This window comes from Ralstonia pickettii (genome assembly GCF_000607165.1).
Taxonomy (GTDB): domain Bacteria; phylum Pseudomonadota; class Gammaproteobacteria; order Burkholderiales; family Burkholderiaceae; genus Ralstonia; species Ralstonia holmesii.
Map to the genome: position 1 here is coordinate 372301 of NZ_JFZG01000003.1, position 20945 is coordinate 393245.

General features: G+C 63.0%; 25 protein-coding genes and 2 tRNA genes. 17 read left to right on the forward strand and 10 right to left on the reverse strand.

Annotated features, from left to right (window positions below; all coding sequences use genetic code 11):
- The first annotated feature begins 98 nt into the window (after window positions 1–98).
- Entirely contained in the window at window positions 99–353 is a 255-nt protein-coding gene (locus tag BG83_RS29215; RefSeq protein WP_152543659.1) for a hypothetical protein, read from the forward strand.
- 25 nt (window positions 354–378) lie between these two features.
- Window positions 379–696 (forward strand): hypothetical protein, encoded by a 318-nt coding sequence (locus BG83_RS27565; RefSeq protein WP_024975223.1) that lies wholly within the window; start codon window positions 379–381, stop codon window positions 694–696.
- A gap of 114 nt (window positions 697–810) precedes the next feature.
- On the opposite strand, the gene BG83_RS0102370 is transcribed toward BG83_RS27565, so the two are convergent.
- The 6 genes from BG83_RS0102370 to BG83_RS0102395 all read right to left on the reverse strand — a co-directional run bounded on the left by BG83_RS0102370 (window position 811) and on the right by BG83_RS0102395 (window position 5725).
- A tRNA-Ser gene (locus tag BG83_RS0102370) sits at window positions 811–900 on the reverse strand.
- Window positions 901–974: 74 nt separating this feature from the next.
- Window positions 975–2243 (reverse strand): radical SAM family heme chaperone HemW, encoded by a 1269-nt coding sequence (hemW, locus tag BG83_RS0102375; protein WP_024975224.1) that lies wholly within the window; start codon window positions 2241–2243, stop codon window positions 975–977.
- Between the two features lie 7 nt (window positions 2244–2250).
- Window positions 2251–2856, reverse strand: a complete 606-nt coding sequence (gene rdgB / locus BG83_RS0102380) for an RdgB/HAM1 family non-canonical purine NTP pyrophosphatase (RefSeq protein ID WP_024975225.1) — start codon at window positions 2854–2856, stop codon at window positions 2251–2253.
- A gap of 11 nt (window positions 2857–2867) precedes the next feature.
- Window positions 2868–3584 carry a ribonuclease PH gene (rph, locus tag BG83_RS0102385; RefSeq protein ID WP_024975226.1) on the reverse strand — a complete coding sequence of 239 codons (717 nt, stop codon included), beginning with the start codon at window positions 3582–3584 and terminating at the stop codon, window positions 2868–2870.
- Window positions 3585–3678: 94 nt separating this feature from the next.
- The gene (locus tag BG83_RS0102390) at window positions 3679–4593 is read right to left on the reverse strand and encodes a PP2C family protein-serine/threonine phosphatase (RefSeq protein ID WP_024975227.1); all 915 of its coding nucleotides are present in this window, start codon (window positions 4591–4593) and stop codon (window positions 3679–3681) included.
- 106 nt (window positions 4594–4699) lie between these two features.
- Complete coding sequence (locus tag BG83_RS0102395; RefSeq protein WP_024975228.1) at window positions 4700–5725, reverse strand: serine/threonine-protein kinase; 1026 nt, start codon at window positions 5723–5725, stop codon at window positions 4700–4702.
- Between the two features lie 151 nt (window positions 5726–5876).
- Here BG83_RS0102395 and BG83_RS0102400 point away from each other — a divergent pair, with 151 nt between their 5' ends.
- The 3 genes from BG83_RS0102400 (at window position 5877) to rpoZ (ending at window position 7840) form a co-directional block, all read left to right on the forward strand.
- The gene (locus BG83_RS0102400) at window positions 5877–6812 is read left to right on the forward strand and encodes a YicC/YloC family endoribonuclease (protein ID WP_024975229.1); all 936 of its coding nucleotides are present in this window, start codon (window positions 5877–5879) and stop codon (window positions 6810–6812) included.
- A 22-nt stretch (window positions 6813–6834) separates the two neighbouring features.
- Entirely contained in the window at window positions 6835–7500 is a 666-nt protein-coding gene (gene gmk, locus BG83_RS0102405) for a guanylate kinase (protein ID WP_024975230.1), read from the forward strand.
- A gap of 136 nt (window positions 7501–7636) precedes the next feature.
- Window positions 7637–7840: a DNA-directed RNA polymerase subunit omega gene (gene rpoZ, locus BG83_RS0102410; RefSeq protein WP_004630929.1), complete on the forward strand. Its 204-nt coding sequence runs from the start codon at window positions 7637–7639 to the stop codon at window positions 7838–7840.
- A 47-nt stretch (window positions 7841–7887) separates the two neighbouring features.
- Here rpoZ and BG83_RS0102415 read toward each other — a convergent pair whose 3' ends face one another.
- Window positions 7888–8103 (reverse strand): hypothetical protein, encoded by a 216-nt coding sequence (locus BG83_RS0102415; protein ID WP_037031501.1) that lies wholly within the window; start codon window positions 8101–8103, stop codon window positions 7888–7890.
- Here BG83_RS0102415 and BG83_RS0102420 point away from each other — a divergent pair.
- Window positions 8102–10522 carry a RelA/SpoT family protein gene (locus BG83_RS0102420; RefSeq protein WP_024975232.1) on the forward strand — a complete coding sequence of 807 codons (2421 nt, stop codon included), beginning with the start codon at window positions 8102–8104 and terminating at the stop codon, window positions 10520–10522. The two genes, BG83_RS0102415 and BG83_RS0102420, sit on opposite strands and share 2 nt — an antisense overlap.
- A gap of 173 nt (window positions 10523–10695) precedes the next feature.
- Here BG83_RS0102420 and BG83_RS0102425 read toward each other — a convergent pair.
- Window positions 10696–10772 (reverse strand) — tRNA-Arg (locus BG83_RS0102425).
- 115 nt (window positions 10773–10887) lie between these two features.
- Between BG83_RS0102425 and greB the strand changes: the two genes are divergently transcribed.
- Window positions 10888–11451, forward strand: coding sequence for a transcription elongation factor GreB (gene greB, locus BG83_RS0102430; RefSeq protein WP_024975233.1), 564 nt, complete (start codon window positions 10888–10890; stop codon window positions 11449–11451).
- A 9-nt stretch (window positions 11452–11460) separates the two neighbouring features.
- Here the strand turns inward: greB and BG83_RS0102435 are convergent, their stop codons facing one another.
- The gene (locus tag BG83_RS0102435) at window positions 11461–12294 is read right to left on the reverse strand and encodes a DMT family transporter (protein WP_024975234.1); all 834 of its coding nucleotides are present in this window, start codon (window positions 12292–12294) and stop codon (window positions 11461–11463) included.
- Between the two features lie 148 nt (window positions 12295–12442).
- On the opposite strand from BG83_RS0102435, the gene gcvA reads away from it, so the two are divergent.
- The 3 genes from gcvA to BG83_RS0102450 all read left to right on the forward strand — a co-directional run bounded on the left by gcvA (window position 12443) and on the right by BG83_RS0102450 (window position 14276).
- A complete protein-coding gene (gcvA, locus tag BG83_RS0102440) occupies window positions 12443–13378 on the forward strand; it encodes a transcriptional regulator GcvA (protein ID WP_024975235.1) in 936 nt (311 codons plus the stop codon).
- Window positions 13379–13452: 74 nt separating this feature from the next.
- Window positions 13453–13863, forward strand: coding sequence for a YXWGXW repeat-containing protein (locus tag BG83_RS0102445; RefSeq protein ID WP_024975236.1), 411 nt, complete (start codon window positions 13453–13455; stop codon window positions 13861–13863).
- Window positions 13864–13970: 107 nt separating this feature from the next.
- Window positions 13971–14276 (forward strand): hypothetical protein, encoded by a 306-nt coding sequence (locus tag BG83_RS0102450; protein ID WP_024975237.1) that lies wholly within the window; start codon window positions 13971–13973, stop codon window positions 14274–14276.
- Window positions 14277–14282: 6 nt separating this feature from the next.
- On the opposite strand, the gene BG83_RS0102455 is transcribed toward BG83_RS0102450, so the two are convergent.
- Window positions 14283–15317, reverse strand: coding sequence for a PHB depolymerase family esterase (locus BG83_RS0102455; protein WP_024975238.1), 1035 nt, complete (start codon window positions 15315–15317; stop codon window positions 14283–14285).
- 303 nt (window positions 15318–15620) lie between these two features.
- Here BG83_RS0102455 and lysM point away from each other — a divergent pair, with 303 nt between their 5' ends.
- From lysM to BG83_RS0102495, 7 genes are all read left to right on the forward strand, one after another.
- Window positions 15621–16106, forward strand: a complete 486-nt coding sequence (gene lysM, locus BG83_RS0102465; protein ID WP_009241111.1) for a peptidoglycan-binding protein LysM — start codon at window positions 15621–15623, stop codon at window positions 16104–16106.
- A 306-nt stretch (window positions 16107–16412) separates the two neighbouring features.
- Window positions 16413–17423, forward strand: coding sequence for a thiamine pyrophosphate-dependent dehydrogenase E1 component subunit alpha (locus tag BG83_RS0102470; RefSeq protein ID WP_024975239.1), 1011 nt, complete (start codon window positions 16413–16415; stop codon window positions 17421–17423).
- Between the two features lie 32 nt (window positions 17424–17455).
- Entirely contained in the window at window positions 17456–18529 is a 1074-nt protein-coding gene (locus tag BG83_RS0102475; RefSeq protein WP_024975240.1) for an alpha-ketoacid dehydrogenase subunit beta, read from the forward strand.
- Entirely contained in the window at window positions 18526–18777 is a 252-nt protein-coding gene (locus BG83_RS0102480; protein ID WP_024975241.1) for a lipoyl domain-containing protein, read from the forward strand. Before BG83_RS0102475 ends, BG83_RS0102480 begins: the two co-directional genes overlap by 4 nt.
- Complete coding sequence (locus BG83_RS0102485; protein ID WP_024975242.1) at window positions 18774–19484, forward strand: dihydrolipoamide acetyltransferase family protein; 711 nt, start codon at window positions 18774–18776, stop codon at window positions 19482–19484. Before BG83_RS0102480 ends, BG83_RS0102485 begins: the two co-directional genes overlap by 4 nt.
- Window positions 19484–20266, forward strand: coding sequence for a lipoate--protein ligase family protein (locus BG83_RS27570; RefSeq protein ID WP_024975243.1), 783 nt, complete (start codon window positions 19484–19486; stop codon window positions 20264–20266). The genes BG83_RS0102485 and BG83_RS27570 overlap by 1 nt, the downstream gene beginning before the upstream one ends.
- Before the next feature lie 74 nt (window positions 20267–20340).
- Window positions 20341–20913 (forward strand): gluconate 2-dehydrogenase subunit 3 family protein, encoded by a 573-nt coding sequence (locus tag BG83_RS0102495; RefSeq protein WP_152543660.1) that lies wholly within the window; start codon window positions 20341–20343, stop codon window positions 20911–20913.
- The last annotated feature ends 32 nt before the right edge of the window (window positions 20914–20945 follow it).

Here is a 20945-nt window from a genome sequence, read left to right on the forward strand (position 1 = left end):
GGCTTCGGCGTTGATGCGCAAGCCCTCACCAAGAAGCTTATTGGTGAGGGAAAAATAAAAAGAGTTGTACCTTTTTTGAAGAACGGGGAAGAGTCTTCATGCGCTCGACCAACCCCAAGCCCGGGGGGCTTGGGGCGGCGCTTGCGTTCTTGGCTTTGGTTAACGGCGCGCAGCAGCCGCGGTCAGGTTATTCCATTAAGAAAAAGAATAATCAATACGTCCGTTTTGATTTAGCGCCCGACTACTATGGATTTGATTTGCAAGGTAAGGTTGTACCAAGATCGTGGACGCTATTTTGCGGTGTTGGTCGCACCGGACACGATGTGCTCCAGCACAGGGCGAAACGCAGCTGAAGCTCTAACAAATCTAGGCCGGTCTATGGCCGAGAATCCTGTCCCTCAACCGGTCGATTTCTCGACAGAGTCGAAGGAGCGCAAGAGCGCTAATCAGGTTGGCGGGGTCACGCCCGCTCCTCGCGAATTTCCCCGCGCCATGCCTACCGTAAAACGTCTTCTCAACGAGCGTTTCGGCAAGGCCACCTTGCGTGAACTTTCAGAAAAGCTGGGTTTGGACGACGTCACTCCGCAACTGCTGTCGTCTTCCATCGCGGGCAACGGGGCGAAGCGCGTTCGTCTGGCCATTGCCAAGGCGCTTGGAGAGGATCCCAATGCGCTTTGGCCGATGGCGCGGCACTAACACGGCACGCGCTATTGAAGACCCGAAACTGGAAAAAGCGAAAATGCCCGCGGAACGGCGCTGTTAATCGACGCGGCGAGAGAAATTGGGAGTGCCTTGTAGCAAGGCAAGGACTGGCGGAAGCGGTGAGATTCGAACTCACGGATGGGTCACCCCATCGGCAGTTTTCAAGACTGCTGCCTTAAACCACTCGGCCACGCTTCCTTCGTGCTGCGCTGCTCGTTGCGAGCAAGGGCGCCATTGTAACGGCACCTGGCGCAACTTGGCACCGGTTACCGTCAGTTTTCGTCGTCAGCCAAGAACAATTCCTGCAAATCATTGAGGAATCGCTGGCCCAGCTCGGTCGGGCGGATGGCGACATGGTCGCGTTTCAGCAGGCCGCGCTGCTCGGCGGTATCGAGTTCACGCTCGATGGAGCGCAGCGGCAGGCCCGTGCGTTCCTGGAACAGCGTGACCGGGAAACCGTCCGTCAGTCGCAGCGCGTTGAGCATGAATTCGAACGGCAGGTCAGCGGCGTCGACTTCGCGCTGCTCCTGCATCACCGCCGCGCCGCCGGCCGTCTCGGCCTGACGCAGATACGTGTCCGGATGCTTGTGTCGCATCTCGCGGATGACCCGGTGCGGAAAGCTCAGCTTGCCGTGCGCGCCTGGGCCGATGCCGAGGTAATCGCCGAATTGCCAGTAGTTCAGGTTGTGCTTGCAGCGCTTGCCCGCCTTGGCATACGCCGATACCTCGTAATGCTCGTAGCCCGCCGCAGCCAGCCGCGCGTGAATCCAGTCCTGCATCGCAAACGCCGTGTCGTCATCCGGCAGCGCGGGCGGGTACTTGGCGAAGTACGTGTTGGGCTCCAGCGTCAGGTGGTACAGCGACACGTGGTTCGTATCGAACGACAGCGCGGCCTCCACATCGGCCTCGCATTCGGCGAGTGTCTGACCCGGCAGGGCGAACATCAAGTCCAGGTTGATGTTGTCGAAATGCGCGCGGGCGATGTCGATTGCGGCGCGCGCTTCAGCGGCACTGTGGATGCGGCCAAGCGCCTGTAGGTGTGCGTCGTTGAAGCTCTGGACGCCGATCGACAGGCGGTTCACGCCGCTGGCGCGGTAGCTGCGGAAGCGTTCTGCCTCAAACGTGCCCGGGTTGGCTTCCATCGTGATTTCGGCGTCGGCGTCGACCGGCAGCAGCATGCGGATGTCCGACAGCAGACGGTCCAGCCCTTGCGCCGACAACAAGCTGGGCGTGCCGCCACCGATGAAGATCGTGTGCACATGCCGGCCCCACACCATCGGCAGCGCGGCCTCCAAATCCTGCCGCACGGCAGCCAGAAAGCGCTCTTCCGGGATGCCCCGTTCCGGCTCTGCATGCGAGTTGAAATCGCAGTACGGGCACTTGCGTACGCACCACGGCACGTGCACGTACAAGGACAGCGGCGGCGAAGCCGGCAGGCTGATCTTGCCCGGCTGCAGGAAGACGGAGGTGACCTTGTCACCGGTCTCAGCGGCAGTTGCGGAGGGCGCCTTGGCTGCGCCGGCGGGGTGAATCGGGATCATCGGAACGTCAGGCGTTTTCAAAGGTGCGCAGCCGTTCGACAAGCTGCGCGAGGGCTTGTGCGCGATGGCTCACGCTGTTCTTCTCGGCCTTGGTCAGCTCGGCGGCGGTCTTGCCGAGATCCGGCAGCAGGAAATACGGGTCGTAGCCGAAGCCGCTGTCGCCGCGCGGTGTGTCGATCACCTCGCCAAACCAGTTACCTTCGGCAATGATCGGCTGCGGGTCATCTGCATGGCGCACGTAGACGAGCACACAAACATAGTGTGCGCCGCGATCGGCCTTGCCGGCCAGTTCGCGGACGAGGCGGGCGTTGTTGGCGGCATCCGATTTCGGCCCACCCACCAATTGCGCATAGCGCGCGGAATACACGCCCGGCGCGCCGCCCAGCGCATGCACGCAGATGCCGGAGTCGTCTGCCAGCGCAGGCAGGCCGGACGCGCGGCTCGCGTGGCGCGCCTTGGTGAGCGCGTTTTCAACGAACGTCGCATAGGGTTCTTCCGCCTCGGGAATGCCGAGCGCGCCTTGCGGCGTCACGTCGAACCCGAGGGTGCCTAGCAGCGCGTTGAATTCGACCAGCTTGCCCGCGTTGTTCGATGCGAGAACGATTTTGCGCATGGCAGTGCCGGTCACAAGCCCAGCGCCTGCTTCTGCAGGTCGATCAGCGTGCGGATGCCTTGGTCGGCCAGGTTCAGTAGTGCATCCATTTCGGAGCGCGAGAACGGCGTGCCTTCCGCAGTGCCTTGCACTTCCACAAAGCCACCGCTGCCGGTCATGACGACGTTCATGTCGGTATCGCAGGCGGAGTCTTCAGGGTAGTCCAGGTCGAGCACAGGTACGCCATCGACCACGCCCACCGATACGGCGGCGACGAAGTCGCGAACAGGGTTGCCCACCAGCAGGCCCTTTTTGCGCATGACAGAGACGGCGTCATATGCCGCGACGAACGCGCCGGTAATGCTGGCCGTGCGCGTGCCGCCATCAGCCTGCAGCACGTCGCAGTCGAGATGCAGTGTGTGCTCGCCCAGCGCGCGCAGATCGAACACCGAGCGCATCGCGCGGCCGATCAGGCGCTGGATCTCCTGCGTACGGCCGGTCTGCTTGCCGCGTGCGGCCTCGCGGTCGGAGCGCGTGTGGGTCGAGCGCGGCAGCATGCCGTATTCGGCAGTCACCCAGCCCTCGCCGCTGCCTTTCTTGTGGGGCGGCACCTTGGGCAGCACGCTGGCCGTGCAGAGCACTTGCGTGTCGCCAAAGCAGACCAGCACCGAGCCTTCGGCGTGGCGCGTGAAGTTGCGGGTGAGGGTGACGTGACGGAGTTGATCGGGCTGGCGGCCGCTGGGTCGCATGTGGGGTCTCGCTGAAGAAAACGGATAGCCCGACATGATACCGGCCCGCGCTGCGCTCGGCAGGGCGGGCCGGATAAGCACTGCGCGACGGCGTTTAGCGCGTCAGATTGCTGGTCTTGTCGATGGCGGCGCGGATTTCCGCGATGGAGCGCTCGATTTCCTCTTCCGACATCAGCCCTGATTCGCCTTGCGGCGCGTCCAGGATGGACGTGGTGAAGGCGTTCAGCGGGAGGGTATCGGTCTGCACCGAATCCTGCGAGGTGGTCACGGCGTCCAGCTCCCACATCATGGAGATGGCGGTGGTGTTGTCTGCGGTGTCGCCGGCATTGCGCAGCGCCCGGGCAATCAGCTCGGGAATCGCCTGCGTGACCGAGAAGCTGGTGCAGGTATCGACCAGTTCGTCTTCCTCCACGCTGCCCCACAGACCGTCAGAGCACAGCATGGCAACGTCGCCCGGCTCCAGGTTGACCGGCCCGCCGATGTCGATCAGCGGCAGATTGGGCGAGCCCAGGCAGTTGTAGATCTTGTTGCGCTCGGGGTGGTGCGCCACCTGCATCGGCAGCACACGGTCTTGTTGCAGCAGGTTCTCGATCTTGGAGTGATCGCGCGTGCGCGTCACCAGTTCGCCCTTGCGCATCAGATACATGCGCGAATCGCCGGCGTGCGCCCAGTGAAGCGAGCCGCGCTGGGCGAGCGCGCAGACGATGGTCGTGCGTGGCGCATCGGGCAGGCCGTTCGTCTCTGCATAGCGGTGAATGTCGCGGTGCGCGAGCATGATGCTCTCGTGCAGGAAATCACGCGGATTGCGGATCGACGGACGTGCGTGGCGCTGGAACTGGCGCGCCATGGTCTGCAGCGCCTGCTGGGCTGCAACTTCGCCCAGGGAATGCCCGCCCAGGCCATCGCACAACACCATCAGCATGGCATCACGCGTGAAGCAGTAGCCCATGCGGTCCTGGTTGACGCGTCGCGCGCCTTTTTTGCTTTCCTGATAAACCGAGAATCGCATTGCGGCTAGATGAGTATTCGGTGATGGGATGCGGTGCAGCGGCAAGTCCCGCCTGGTGCTGCACCATTTTGAAATCATACTCCGCCTATCGGCGGCGACCCGGCTGTCAACTGTCCCGGCGGCGCAACAGGCGGCTCATGAAACGTGTCGTCAACGCCTCTTTTTCTTCTGGTACCGGGCCACCTTGGGTGACGGCGGTCAGCGCCTGCAACTCGGTCAGCGCGTTGCTTTCTTCACGCAGTACCTTTTGCAGGCGGAACACGCTTTGCGGGCGCTCTTCCGGCTTCATCTTCAAGCACCAGCCAACCAGATCGATCAGGCTGGCCGTATAGACCTTGCGCAAGCGCTCCAGGCCCTCTTCCAGCTTGTCGTCTTTCTCACGCTGCGTGGCTTCCTGAGGCGGCGTGCCGGCCATGCAGGCATAGATGGTGGCGCCGATGCTGTAGATGTCCGTCCACGGTCCCAGCTCGTTGTGCTTGCGGTACAGCTCAGGTGCGGCAAAGCCCGGCGTGTACATCGGCTGGAAGCGCGAGGCCTCTGCGGTGAGCGTCTGCCGCGCCGCGCCAAAATCAAGCAGGATCGGCGAAAAGTCTTCGCGCAGGTAAATGTTGCCGGGCTTGATGTCGAGGTGCAGCAGCTTGTGGATGTGGACTTCACGCAGCCCACTCATCAGGTCATGGAAGACCTGGCGAATGAAGCGCTCGCGCAGCATCTTCAGCTTGCCTTGCTGACGCGCGGTGAGGATGTGCTCCTGCAGCGTTTTACCCTGCTCATACGTCATCACCATGTAGACGGTGCCGTTTTCCCGGAAGAAATTGAGCACGCGCACGATGGCAGGGTGGGAAATCTTGGCCAGCGACCGGCCTTCTTCAAAGAAGTATTTGAGCCCGAGGCGGAATGCGCTCCCGCTTTCTTCTGGCACGACAGGAATCAATTCGCCCGGCGCACGACGCGCCAGCGAAGACGGCAAATATTCCTTCACGGCCACCGGCGTCCCATGTTCGTCGGTCGCAAGATAGACGAAGCTGAACCCCCCGCTGGCCAACTTCTTTACAATACGATAATTGGACAGCAAGGTACCAACCGGCAACGGGGCACTGCGTGGCTGTCCTGAGCCTTTTGACTCTGTCATGGGTTTGTGTGGCGAAATGGCTGTCGGATTCTCCCTGACCAGTCCACACGTTGTAAAGCGACAAAAGGTGGGGGATTCCCCGCCAATTCCGGGCGTTAAATAACCGCCGCCGGATTTCCTGATTCGACCAAGCACAACACACCACGATTCCATGATCTATAGCATGACCGGCTACGGCGTTGCCACACGCCAGGCAGCCTTTACCGATGCCCATGGCGCACCCAGCGGGAGCGTCGCTACTGTTTCGGTCGAGTTCCGCACCGTCAACTCGCGCTTTCTCGATCTGCTGTTCCGGGCGCCGGAAGAGTGCCGCGCCTTCGAGCCGGCCCTGCGCGAAATGCTGATGAGCGCACTGTCGCGCGGCAAGCTGGAATGCCGAATCAACCTGCAGCGGCAGGAAGCCGCCAGTGATGTCGCGGCGCTCAATGTGGACCTGCTGCAACAACTTGCCAAGCTGGAGCAGGCGGTCACGCGCCACCTGCCGGCATCGGGTTCGCTGCGCATGGGCGAAATCCTGCGCTGGCCTGGCGTCCTGGCCGAGCCCCAACTGACGCAAGACGCGCTGCGCGATGCCGTGATCGAGGCTGCCAAAGAGGCGCTCAAGCAACTTCTGGAATCGCGCCGTCGCGAAGGCGATGCGCTCAAGGCCGTGCTGCTCGACCGTGCTGACGCGATGCTGGCCATCGTCGACAAACTCACGCCGATGGTGCCGGTCCTGATCCAGCAGCATCAGGACAAGCTGACCGAACGGCTGCGCGAGGCGTTTGGCCTGGCCGCACCGGAAGGCACGCCGGCGCTGACGCGCGATGAGCTGACAGAGCGCATCCGCCAGGAAGCCACCGTCTACGGCATCCGCATCGACATCGCCGAAGAACTCTCGCGCCTGCAAGCGCACCTGCGTGAGACGCGCCACATCCTGGAGAAGGGCGGCCAGATCGGCAAGCGCCTGGACTTCATGATGCAAGAGCTGAACCGCGAGGCAAACACGCTTGGCTCAAAGGCCGCCGCGAAGGAGCTGGCCGATGCATCGATGGAACTCAAGCTGCTCATCGAGCAGATGCGCGAGCAGGTCCAGAACCTCGAATAACTCGAAACAATAGAACTAGAACATGCCATCCTCTCAAGCGCACTCTGCCGTCGATACGCCCATCGAGAATCATTTTCCGGGCAGCCTGTTCATGGTCGTGGCGCCGTCGGGCGCCGGTAAGTCGACGCTGGTGAATGCGCTGCTGGCGCAGGATTCGTCGATCCGCCTGTCGGTCTCGGCCACCACGCGCAAGCCGCGTCCGGGCGAGCAGCACGGCCGCGAATACAACTTCATGACCGTCGAGGAGTTCAAGGCTTGCCGTGATCGCGGCGAATTTCTCGAGTGGGCCGAGGTGCACGGTAACTACTACGCCACTTCACGCGTGTGGATCGAAGAACAGATGCGTGCTGGCACCGACGTACTGCTCGAGATCGACTGGCAGGGCGCCCAACAGGTGCACCAGCGCTTTTCCAATGCTGTCGAAATCTTCATCCTGCCGCCATCGCTCACGGCGCTGGAAGAACGTTTGAAGAAGCGCGGTCAGGACGAGCCCAACGTGATCGTGCGCCGCCTGCTGGCCGCCGGCTCCGAGATGGCGCACGCACCCGAAGCCGACTACGTGATCATCAACGAAGTGTTCGATACCGCATTGGCTGAACTGCGCACCGTGGTGCAGGCCACGCGTCTGCGCTTCGGTGCTCAGAAGGCGCGCCACGGTGAGCTGTTCGTCGAGCTGGGCATTCACTGAGCAAGCAGCGCAATCGCGTTTTTCGGCGTGATTGCGAAAGTGTGGTAGCGCCCCCGCCCCCGTGCTGTCCGAGGGAAGTGCTGCGCTGCTGCTAAAATATCGAGATCAACAAGATTTGCCACCAGGTGGAGTTTTCATGGCGCGTATTACCGTCGAAGATTGCTTGAAACAGATTCCGAATCGCTTCGAACTGGCATTGGCCGCAACGTACCGCGCCCGTCAGTTGGTGCAGGGCCACACGCCCAAGGTCGATGCCAAGGACAAGCCGACCGTGACCGCATTGCGCGAAATCGCATCCGGCCAGGTTGGTATCGAGATGCTCAAGAAGGTTCCGTCCTGAGCTGACACGCATTACCTGGCATTACCTGGCGTGGTACGCTGCCTCGGTCACTGATCGTTCTCGCGATCTTTCATGGATGTGAAAGCCGCGAACGCACTAGACCCCGGCATGCCTACCTCGCCCGCTTCTTCGCCCAGGACCCAACATTCCGCCACGCACGAACACAACGTGCCGTCGGTGGAATCGTCCGCGAGGTCGTCCAGTCCTGCGTCGGGCGTCTCCACGGTTCCTTCCGGGTCTTCCACCGCTTCCATCGTTTCCATGCCGTCCTCCGCTTCCGGCTCCGGCCCTGCGTCGCCTCGTACGGGCGCGCCGAACTTGCCTGATCCGCGTGGTGCCGACCTGGTAGGGGAGCGGGCAGCCCTGCCGCCAAAATCGCACAAGGTCACAAGTGCCGAGGCACCTGAGCAGGCGGCCAAGCCCGAGGGCGCCGACACCCTTTTCATCGACGCGGTGCTGGAGCAGACCTATCGGCATCTGTTCGGCCCGACTTCGCAGCCCGCGGCACCGCCTCGCCAGCAGGTCGTCTCCATTTCGGGGCTGGCCGAGAAACTGTCGTATCTGAAGCCGGCTGATCTCAAGCTGGTGAAGGAAGCGTTCCACTTCTCCGATGAGGCGCACCTCGGGCAGTACCGCCAGAGCGGCGAGCCGTACATCACGCATCCCGTGGCCGTGGCAGAGATCTGCGCAGGCTGGAAGCTGGATGTGCAGTCGATCATGGCGGCGCTGCTGCATGACGTGATCGAAGACCAGGGCGTGACCAAGAGCGAATTGGCCGAGAAGTTCGGCCCCAAGGTCGCAGAGCTGGTCGACGGCCTGACCAAGTTGGACAAGCTCGAATTCCAGAGCCGCGAGCAGGCGCAGGCGGAGAGCTTCCGCAAGATGCTGCTCGCGATGGCGCGCGATGTGCGCGTGATTCTCGTCAAGCTCGCCGACCGCACGCACAACATGCGCACGCTCGACCACGTGCCGCCGGAGAAGCGCCGCCGCATTGCCGGCGAGACGATGGAGATTTACGCGCCGATCGCGCACCGCCTGGGCCTCAACACGACATATCGTGAGCTGCAGGAACTGAGCTTCCGCATCGGCTCGCCGTTCCGGTACGCCACGCTCGAGAAGGCGGTGAAGGCCGCGCGCGGCAATCGACGCGAAGTCGTGAGCCGCATTCTTGAAACGGCCCAGCGTGCGCTGACAGACGCGGGCATCCCGGCTGAAATGACCGGCCGCGAAAAAACGCTGTACAGCATCTACCGCAAGATGCACGACAAGCAGTTGTCGTTCTCGCAGGTGCTGGACGTGTATGGCTTCCGTGTGGTGGTCGACACGCAGATGCAGTGCTACATGACGATGGGCGCGCTGCACAGCCTGTACAAGCCGATGCCCGGCAAGTTCAAAGATTACATCGCCATCCCCAAGATCAACGGTTATCAGTCGCTGCACACGACGCTGGTGGGCCCGTTCGGTACGCCGGTCGAGTTCCAGATCCGCACGCGCGAGATGAACCAGATTGCGGAAGCCGGCGTGGCCGCGCACTGGATGTACAAGCAGCACCACGACGAGCCCGACCGCGCGCAGCAACAAGCACATCAGTGGCTGCAATCGCTGCTCGACATTCAAAGCCAGACGGGGGATTCGCAGGAGTTTCTGGAGCACGTCAAGATCGACCTGTTCCCGGATGCGGTCTACGTGTTCACGCCCAAGGGCGAGATCCGAGCACTGCCGCGCGGCGCCACGGCGCTGGACTTTGCCTATGCGGTGCACAGTGATCTCGGTAACCAGTGCGTTGCGGTCAAGATCAACAACGAGCTGCTGCCGCTGCGTACGGAACTGAAGAACGGCGACATCGTCGAGGTGGTGACGGCGCCGTACTCGAAGCCGAACCCGGCGTGGCTCACGTTCGTGCGCACCGGCAAGGCGCGTGCGGCAATCCGGCACTTCCTCAAGACGGCCAAGCTGGACGAGGCGATTCAACTTGGCGAGCGTTTGCTCGAACAGGCGCTACGTCAGCTCGGCATCGACATGAAGGCCGTGTCCGCCCAGGTGTGGGAGCGCATCGTGCAATGGACGGGTAACAAGGCGCGTGAAGACGTCTTTGCGGATCTGGCGCTCGGCCGACGGGTGGCCGCCGTGGTTGCGCGTCGCCTCGAAATCCTTCTGCAAGAAGGTGGTCACGACGGCGATGAGGCGTTGATGGCGGCCGTACACACCTTTGCTGGCGAAGAGGCCCCCGCCGTCACCGTCAGCGGCGACGAAGGCATGGCGATGGTGTTCTCGTCATGCTGCCGTCCGATTCCCGGCGACCCGATCGTCGGCTACATCGGCAAGGGGGAGGGGTTGCAGATCCACGTGCAGGAATGCCGCGTGGCCAAGCGTCTGCATGGCAAGGATCCGGAGCACTGGATCGACGTCATGTGGGCCGAGCACACGACGCGTGCATTCGACGTGTCGATCAAGGTGCTGGTGCGCAATACGAAGGGTATTCTTGCGCGCGTAGCGGCGGACTTGACCTCGGCCGACGCCAACGTGGCACACGTATCGATGGAGCAGGAGGGGCATCAGGAGGCGACGTATATGACGTTCCTGATTCAGGTGCACGACCGCGTGCATTTAGCCGACGTGATGCGCGCGCTGCGGCGCAACCCGGATGTGATTCGTATTGCGCGAGATCGCGGGGGAGATTGACGCTTCGCGCGAAGAACAAAAAAGGCGAGGCTATAAGGCTTCGCCTTTTTTTGTTTGTGGGCCGCTCGTCGCACGTGCGCGAGCGATGTTGACATCGCGCTGCACGCGAAGCCGAAGCGGGCAAAAGAAAAGGGCTTCCATTTCTGGAAGCCCTTTTCGTTCTCGTATTAGGTTGGTGCGGCTGGCAGGATTCGAACCCACGACCCCTTGGTTCGTAGCCAAGTACTCTATCCAACTGAGCTACAGCCGCAACCGAGAAATGAGATTATACAGAGATTTTCGGTCTTGTGAACCCCCTTCTTCACTTTTTCTTCGACAGGGGCCAGCTTTCTATAATGGAGCCTTGATCCACCGTGGCTTCCATCATGAACAAGGCTTTCGTCCGGGAAGATTCCGGCGATGACGAAGACGATCTGCCCGAGGGTGCTGCGCCCTTGCCCCCGGGTTCCAAGAACTACATCACGCCGGCGGGCTACGAGCGCTTGCGCACCGAGCTGATGCACCTGATCGACACGGAGCGGCCCGAAGTGGTTGGCATCGTGTCGTGGGCTGCATCCAATGGTGATCGCTCTGAGAATGGCGACTACCTGTACGGTAAGAAGCGCCTGCGCGAGATCGATCGTCGCATCCGTTTTCTCACGCGCCGTATCGAGAAGGCCGAGGTCGTCGACGCCAGCTTGCAGGGCGACAACGATCAGATCTTCTTTGGTGCGACGGTCACCTACGTCAATCAGCGTGGTGATGAGACTACCGTCACCATCGTCGGCATGGACGAGGTCGATCTGGATATTGGGCACGTGAGCTGGATCTCGCCGATTGCGCGTGCGCTCATCAAAGCGCGCGAGGGCGATACGGTGCCGCTGCGCACCCCAACGGGGGTCGAGCAGATCGACATCCTCGAGGTCAAATATCCGCCGCGCGCCGCTTGAGTGCTGTACTCAGGCCGGATGCCCCAAGCAGTAGGCGCCGAAGGCGATCACCGAGCAGGCTGACAGACGCCGCGCTGTGAGCGACTCCTTCAGGAACAGTCGGCCGAGCAGCGCGGCAAACACCACTGACGTTTCGCGCAAGGCCGACACGGGGCCCATCGGCGCGAGCGTCACGGCCCAGATGACGATGCCGTATGCGACGAGTGAGACCACGCCGCCGCCAAACGTCTTCAGTGTGGTGGCGTCGCGCAGGTCGATGTTCAACGGGCCTTTCCACACGCGATAGAGCAGCACCATTGGCAGACTGTCGAGCATGAACAGCCATGCCGAGTACGCGTTTGCATTGCCCGCTGCCCGCGCGCCGATACCATCGCACACCGTGTAGCACGCGATGAATACGCCCGTGGTGAGTGCCGCCAGCGTGGAGCCAAGGTCGGCCTTGCGGCCGCGCGCCAAACTGAGAATGCCGCCGCTCACCAGCACCACGCCCGCCAGCGCAATCACACCCGGCATTTCGCCCGCAAACAGCGCGGCGCCCATCGTTACCAGCAGTGGCGATGATCCGCGCGCAATCGGATACACCTGCCCGAACTCGCCAAACCGATACGCGCGCGCAAGAAACACGTTGTAGCCGACGTGCAGTACCGCGGACAGCGCCACATACGGCCACGCGGCCGGCGCGGGCAATGGCAATGCAATCGCCATCGGTATTGCCGCCACGCCTGAGGCCAGCGTCATCAGCGTGATGGCGCGCAGGCGGTCGGAGCCGCTTTTCAGCAACGCATTCCATGAGGCATGGAGCAGGGCGGCGCAGAGAACCAGGGCGATAACGGCGGGGGTCACGATGACGATGGGCGTGAAGTGAGAATCGGGTCGATTTTTCTCACTCGATGCAGTGTCAGCGAGAGCAAGAAGGTGCCAGCGTAGCGCCATAAAGTGTGGTCAACAATCGATATATACTGACTCGATCTGTGCAAAAAACTCACGTGATATGCGGACGCTGCCCCCACTGAATGCAGTGCGCGCCTTTGAAGCGGCGGCGCGCCATCTGAGTTTTACGCGTGCGGGCGAAGAACTGAACGTCACGCATGGCGCGGTCAGCCGTCAGATTCAGGCACTGGAGGCGTGGCTCGGTGTATCGCTGTTTCGCAGGCTGAATCGGCGGGTGGAACTGACCGATGCAGGGCAACGCTACCTGGCGGAGATTGGCGTGGCGCTTGACCGCATCAGCACGGCCAGCCAAGCGCTGCGTGACCGCGACGCGGTGCGCATCCTCCGCGTGAACAGCATCCCGACGTTCACGATGCGCTGGCTGATTCCTCGGCTCTCGACGTTTCAGATGCGCTTTCCGCGCGTGGAGGTTCGGCTGACCACGTCCATCGAAGAGATCGAAGACTTGCCCGATCATTTCGACGTGATTATTCGCGGCGGGCCGGAGGTTCATGCGGGCTTTCAGTCAGGACGCTTTCTAGACGAGAGTCGCTTTCCGGTGTGCAGCCCGGTGTTGCTGGAGCGCTTGCCGTTGTCGGCTCCGTCCGACTTGCGACATCACACGCTGCTGCATTCGGACACGCTGCCTTCGGTGTGGCCAAGCTGGCTGGTGCTGGCAGGCGTGCCGAATCTGCGGCCCGCGCATGCGCTTACGTTTGAGCATTTCTATCTGTCGATTCAAGCCGCCATCGATGGGTTGGGTGTCGCGATGGGACCATCGGCGCTCATCACGGATGATCTGGAGGAGGGGCGTCTTGTGGCTCCGTTCCCGAATCTCGCGCTGGTCGCACGCAGTTACTACTGGTACAGCCCTGCGCGCAATCTTGGTGACGAAGTGGTGCAGGCGTTTTGTGCGTGGCTGGGCGAGGAACGACCGCAACGTCACGCAAACGTGAACACATTTCCGCCCTCCGGTAAGGGAGGTAACGCCGCGTAACACCCTAGAGGCGACGGCGGAACCCGATGCTACGATCCATTCAAGTTCGATTGGTTTGAGAAGGAGGTCCTCACATGAAGAAAAACGCATGGATTCTCGCTGCATGCCTGGCGGCTGCCGGTGTGGCCGGGTCGATCGCTTTGCCTGCACAGGCACAGGTGTCGATCGGTGTGCAGATCGGCCCGACCTACGCGCCACCGGCGCCGCAGTACGAGCCTGTGCCGGTCTTGCAGCCGGGCTACGTATGGGTGCCGGGTTACTGGCAATGGCGCGATGGCCGCTATGTATGGCGTCGCGGCTATCGTGAACATGGCAGACCGGGTTACCACTGGCGCGAGCCGCGTTGGGAGCAGGGTCCGCACGGCTGGCAAATGCGTGACGGTGGTTGGGACCGCGGCGACGACGGCCGCTGGCGTGGCCGTGACCGCGATCGCGACGACCGCTACCACTGCCCCCCGGGCCACGCGCGCAAGGGTGAATGCTGATGATGCAACGACAGGCCGGTCATGTACCGGCCTGTTTTTTTTTGCAGGCAGGTTTGTCGACGCCGCAACCGACCAGTGAGCGGCCGCGGCGCCTTCCGGGAGGCAACATGACAATGGAATCGAACTGGCGCACCGAGCTGTACAAAGACTTCGACGTCTACGTATTGGCCATTCCCCGTGCCGAGCGCAAATCCGACAAAGGGGGGCAAGGACCCATGCAGTGGGATTTTGTCGTGCGCATCTGCGAGTCCGGCTCAGACCCGACGGCCGTCGAAACGCTCGTCGCCCACTCGCATGACGACCGCCCGCTGCCCACGCGTGAAGCCGCCGAAGATGCCGGGCTCACGCGCGGCTATGGCTTGATCGATGAATTGCTGGGACGCAACTCGGTCCAGCAGTCGATCGATCTCTGACGTGGGTTACGCCGCCAGCGCTGTGTCGCGAACGTGCCTGCGCGCAAATTGCCACCACAGCCACGTCGAGTCGGGCCCCGGTGCGTGGAATGCGTAGCGCGGGTCGCCGCCGCTCCAGGCGTGGCCCGCGGCGGTGAGCTGGCACAGGCTGACGATGCATTCGCCGTCGCGCATGTCGTTGCGCAGGACGTAACCCTCGCCGCGCGTGGTTTCGCGTGAGACGTTGCCTTTGTCGCCCAGATGATTCAGTGCGCGGAATTGCGCGGCCAACTGCGCCTGGTTGGCGGGGTTGACGGCCTCATCGCGCAGGCCGTGCAGAAGCATCGTCGGCATGCCGGGGTAGGTGGCCACGTTCACCACGCTTGAGAGCGCATCGACGGCGTCGACGCGTGCCCCGCGGCGCATCAGGTTCAATGCAGACGCCGGCGAGCGTGCCACGCCCAAGGCCGGGCCGGAATGCAGTGCCAACGCGGCGAGCAGTTTCGGATGACGCAATGCCAGCAGGCCGGCCAATCCCGCGCCGGCTGACAAGCCTGCCAGATACACGCGCGAAGGGTCCGCTCCAGTTTGTGCCAAGGTTTGTTGGATCAATTGGGCAATGCCATCGGCCTCGCGCGCACCGGCGTGCTCCGGGTCATACCAGTGCCAGCAACATTGCGGATGCGCGCGGCGCGGCTGCTCCGGATACAGCACGATAAAGCCCTCGCGGTCTGCCAGTGCGTTCATGCGTGTGCCATGCGCCAGCACTTCTGCCGATTGCTTGCAGCCATGCAGCATCACCATCAGGGCGGGGGGCTTGCTGCCGCGTAGGGGCGGTGTGTACAGCCAGTATTCCGGCCGGCGTGCCACCACGGCAGGGGACTCGGGTTCGTAGATGAACTGTTCGCGCACGAAGGTGCCCTGGGTGGGCGTGGGACGTACGCGGCGCGGATTATCGCGGCGTGCGGTTGGCTTGAGCGGCTTGACCGGTTTGGGCGGCCATGACTGGCGCCCAAAACCTGGGGTGGTCAGGGCGTCGACTAGCCGGGTGATGGATTTCATCCAAGTACGGTGCATGGCGGCGGAAATGAGCGCGGATGAGGACGATGGTGCCCGTGCTCTCCGAGGGGTCGCAAGTGGTTTTGATATTGGTAAGACAGTGTGCCAGTGATTTTGTTGCAATGCAGCATGCAAAGTGGGTGAAGCGCCTCATGGACGCCTAAGCGGGGCGCAAAGTTTGCAATTGCGCGCGAGACTGTCATGGAGACACCGTAGGTGAGCGGCTACACTGCCGCGACGGGCGAGCCCGACTGGGGCACGCCCTTCTGCTTTCCCGTTCCCCGTTGTGTACTTATGGAGGTCGTTATGGGTTTTTTTGACTTCATCAAAGAGGCTGGCGAGAAGCTCTTCCACGGCAGCGCTGCCGCCGCGCCGGCCGATGCGTCGGCGGATGCCGATGCCGCCAAGGCAGCCGACGATGCCAAGGGCCAGGCCATCCAGGACTACATCGCGCAGCAGGGCCTGAGCGCCACGGCGCTGTCAGTGCAGGTTGAAGGCGATGCTGCCAAGGTGTTTGGCGTAGCGCCCGACCAAGCCACGCGCGAGAAGATCATCCTGTGCTGTGGCAACGTCGAGGGCATCAAGTCGGTGGATGACCAGATGTCGGTCAACACCGAGTCGGAAGAATCGCAATGGCACACCGTGGAGCGCGGCGACACGCTCTCGGCCATCGCTAAGAAGTTCTACGGCGATGCCAACAAGTACCCGGCCATCTTCGAAGCCAACAAGCCGATGCTGTCGAATCCGGACAAGATCTATCCCGGGCAGAAGCTGCGCATTCCGGCGGCGTGACCTGTCTGGCGGTTGCATCAAGACAAAGGGCCTTCGGGCCCTTTTCTTTTGCTCACGCATGACGGTTGAGTGAGACACCTGTCGCATTCACTGCGACGTCTGTCTCGTTCGGCAGCGCTTTGCCGAGACGTCTTCAGGTGCCTTGCCATCTCCGGTTGCATCGTCGCAATTCCTTGCACTGAAAGGCTTTGCGGGTAATTCCCATGCACGCGTCCCGTTTCCGCATGCAGCTGGCACCCCTCTTGCAATTCCCGGTCAGCCGGCACAGCAGCCGGACACCGATACGAAAGCAAGAGGAGACTTTGCATGGACCCGACACCGCAACATCTTCTGTGGATGTACGAGAAGATGATCGAGATTCGCCAGTACGAAGAGGTCATGGCGAAGGTCTATCTGGAAGGCAAGCTGCCGCCGAAAATCCAGAAGGGCCTGGCCTTTGATATTGGCGCCGGCCCTGTGCCTGGCGAGATGCACCTGTCGGCAGGGCAGGAACCGGTGGCGGTGGGCGTGTGTGCGCATCTGCGGCCCGAAGACACCGTGGTCGGCCCGCACCGTGCCCACCATTTCGCCATCTCCAAGGGCGTGCCCCTGGATGAAATGACCGCCGAGATCTTCGGCAAGGCAACGGGCCTGGGGCGCGGCAAGGGCGGCCATATGCACCTGTTTCACCCGGAGACCAAGTTCTCGTGCAGCGGCATCGTTGGCGCGAGCATGCCGCAGGCCTGCGGCGCTGCACTGGCTGCGCGCAAGCTGAACAAGGACTGGGTGGCCGTTGCGGTGTTTGGCGAGGGCGCGGCCAATCAGGGTGCGTTCCATGAATCGCTGAATCTGGCGGCGCTATGGAAGCTGCCTGTCGTCTTCATCTGCGAAGACAACAAGTACGGCATCTCTGTCGAGAAAGCCGATTCGACCTCCGTGCCTTCCAACGATGTACGTGCTGCAGGCTACGGCATGCCAGGCGTGCTGGTGGACCGCAACGACGCCGTGGCCGTGTATCACGCGGCCGGCGAGGCCATCGCCCGCGCGCGCCGCGGTGAAGGGCCGACGCTCATCGAGGTCAAGACCGACCGCTACCTCGGGCACTTCCAGGGAGATCCGGAAACCTACCGCCCGAAGGACGAAGCGAAGCATCTGCGCGAGTCCGACCCCATCGACCTGCTCGGCAGCAGTCTGCGTGCTTCGGGCCTGCTTGATGACGACACGGACACCTCACTGCGGGCCGCTATCGCGGCGCGCATTGATGCGGCTTACGACTTCGGCCGCAACAGCCCATACCCCGATCCGAGCGACGCGCTGAATCACGTTTTCGTTCACTAAGCAGCCCCTGCGGCCATCACAGGAGACTCACCATGCAAGCCTCACAAGGCGCGGCGCAGGGCGCGCGCACCCTCACCATGGCGCAGGCCATTTCCGAAGCCATCGGCCAGGAAATGGAACGCGACCCGCGTGTCTTCGTCATGGGCGAAGACATCGGCAAGTACGGCGGCATTTTCAGCGCCACCACCGGGCTGCTCGACCGCTTCGGGCCGGATCGCATCATGGATACGCCGATTTCGGAGACCGCGTTTATCGGCGCAGCACTCGGGGCAGCGGCAGAAGGGTTGCGCCCCATTGCCGAGCTGATGTTCGTGGATTTTTTCGGCGTGTGCTTCGACCAGATCTACAACCATCTGGCGAAGAACACCTACATGTCGGGCGGCCGTGTCGCGCTGCCCGCGGTCATCACGACCGGCATCGGCGGCGGCTACAACGACGCGGCCCAGCACTCGCAATGTCTGTACGCCAGCTTTGCCCACATGCCGGGCATGAAGGTGGTCGTGCCGTCCAACGCGTATGACGCCAAGGGCCTGATGATCCAGGCCATCCGCGACGACAACCCGGTCATCTTCTGCTACCACAAGGGCATCATGGGCCTGTCGTGGATGTCCTATTTCGAGGGCAGCACGAACGCGGTGCCCGAAGAGGCCTACACGATTCCCTTCGGGCAGGCCCGCGTGGCACGCGAGGGCCGCGACGTGACCATCGTCACGCTCTCGCAGATGGTGCAGAAGTCGCTGCTCGCGGCCGAGCAACTGGCGGCCGAGGGCATCGATGTCGAGGTGATCGACCTTCGCACCATCGTGCCGCTCGACCGTCAGGCCGTGCTGCGCTCGGTGGCCAAAACCGGGCGGCTGCTGGTGGCCGACGAGGATTACCTGAGTTTCGGCCTGTCAGGCGAGATTGCCGCCATCGTGGCTGAGAACCTCGACACCGTGGCATTGCGCGCGCCCGTGCGGCGGCTGGCGGTGCCCGATGTGCCCATCCCGTATTCCCGTCCGCTCGAGCAGTTCGTCATTCCACAGGTCGACAGCATCGTCGTCCAGGTGCGTGCACTGGTGCAGCACCAACCCGTTTCCTATTCACTCAAGCGAGAAGCAGCATGATCGACATCGTGATGTCCGACGCCGTCTGGCAGGACGTTGAAGACGGTACCGAGGCCCTGTTGCAGGATTGGCTGGTCAAGCCCGGCGATGCAGTGAGCGCGGGGCAGGCACTGGCGGTGGTCGAGCTGGTCAAGACCACGCACGAAGTGGCAGCGCCTGCTGATGGCGTTGTCGCTGTGCTGGAGGTGGCGGCGCAAGATACCTTCGGGCGCGGTGCCGTGCTCGCCCGGCTGGAGCCGAAAGCATGAGCGAAGCCCTCGCTTTCGCGCCCGATGCCGGCGTGCGTCGTGTCGTACCGCTCGCCGGCATGCGTGGTGCCATCGCCCGCACCATGAGCGCCGCCTGGCAGGTGCCGCGCGTGGCGCAGTCGATCGAGGTGGATGCCACCCGGCTCGAGATTGCCGTGCAGGCATTGCAGCAGCAGCTCGGGCCGCAGTGCAAGGTCACGCTGACGGCCTTCGTGCTGCGTGCGGTGGCGTTGACACTGCGCGAGCATCCGCGCCTGAACGCCCGCTTGCTCGAGAAAGAGATCGAGCTGATGCCCGAAGTCAACATCGGCCTGGCCGTCAGCCTGGATGAAGGGCTGATGGTGCCGGTGCTGCGCAATGTCGACACGCAGTCAGTGGCCGACATTGCCGCCGAAAGCCGCCGCCTGGCGGCAGGCGCCCGCGCCGGCACGTTGTCGGCGGGCAGCTATCAGCACGGCACCTTCACCGTGACCAACCTTGGCATGACGGGCATCGACAGCTTCACGCCCATCATCAACGTGCCGCAGGTTGCCATCCTGGGGGTGACGCGCGTTGCCAAGCGGGTGGTGGTCAAGGGCGACAGCATCGTGATTGCGCCAATGATGGGTCTGCATCTGATCTTCGATCACCGCGCGGTGGACGGCTACCCGGCCGCACGCTTCCTGAGCGATCTGAAGACGCGTTTGGAAACTGTCGAAGGCCTGTGATGCTCGCGTCCGACTTTCTCTCCGACGGAATCCACTGCGCAGAAGAGCAGGAGTGGAACCGCGCGCAACTTGCGCAACCGGTCCTGCGGCCTGCGGTGCGGCTGTGGACGTATGCGGGCCCCGGTGTTGTCCTGGGCCGTGCGCAGGCGGCCTTGCATCCGGGCATGGCAAGCGGTGCCACGCCGGTGGTTGTGCGCGACGCCGGAGGCGGTGCGGTGCTGGCCGGGCCCTGGATGTTGTCGGCGTCGATCGTGCTGCCGGCCGATCACCCGCTGGTGGCGGGCACCGGCACGGTGTCGAGCTACCGATGGTTGGGCGTGCTGCACGCAGGGCTGCTGCGAGACGTCGGCATTCCCGCCTATGCCGTGCCGCCCGAGGAACTGCAGATGACGCCGCCGGCCCGATCGCTCAAGTGGGCCTGTTTCGGTTCGTTGTCGCCGTGGGAGGTGGTGGTCGGGCAACGCAAGATCGTCGGCCTCGCGCAGGTACGTCGGCGCACAGGCGTGCTGCTGACGTGCGGCACGCTCATCTCGTCGCCGGACTGGCCGCTGCTTTGCGCGGCATTGGGGGCAAACCCGGCGGATGCCCAGCGCCTGCAGGCCTGCACGACGTCCTGCACCGAGCAGCTGGGTGCGCCGCTGCTGGCAACCGTACTGGCCGAGGGCCTGCACCACATGCTGGTCGATGTGCTTGGCGAGCATGACCCCACGAATGAATCCCGCCATTCGCGCCGCGTGCAGCATCCGGCGCAGGCCACCCGGTCTGCCACGGCAGGCCCGTGAGTCCACGGTCAACGTTGTGCATTTCAACAAGATAAGGCGCGCGCTGTGCTCGCCCGATAACGGAGGCAACCAACATGAAACCCACGCCAGCCGCTGGCTCCGCCATGCGGGTTTTGGACAAGCAACCCAAGGTGTCGCGACGCGGCTTTCTGCGCGGTGGCGGCTTGGCCGCCATCAGCGTCACGGTCGTACCTGCGGCCATGGCGGTTACGAAGGATGTGGTGGTCGAGCAGAGCTTTCTTCGTCTAGGCACCGTCACCGGCAAGACGCTGGTGCGCATGGCGCGCGACATCTATCCGCACGACAAGCTGGCCGAGAAGTTCTACGTGGAGGCGGTCGCGCCCTATGACGTGGCCGCAGGCAAGGACCCCGCAGTGAAGGCGCTGCTGATCGATGGCGTGCACGACCTGGACCAACGCGCCAGGCAACGCTATGGCGTGCCCTATGCCCAGGTGAAGACCGAGAACGAACGTGTGTTGCTGCTCAAGGACATCGAGTCCACGCCCTTCTTCAAGAAGGTCCAGGGCGATCTGGTCACCGGCCTCTACAACAACAAGAAGCTCTGGCCCCTGTTCGGCTACGAGGGCTCGTCGTGGCAGAAGGGCGGTTACCTGCACCGCGGCTTTGACGACATCGACTGGCTCTAAGCCTCGGCACATAAAAAAAGGAGACAACCATC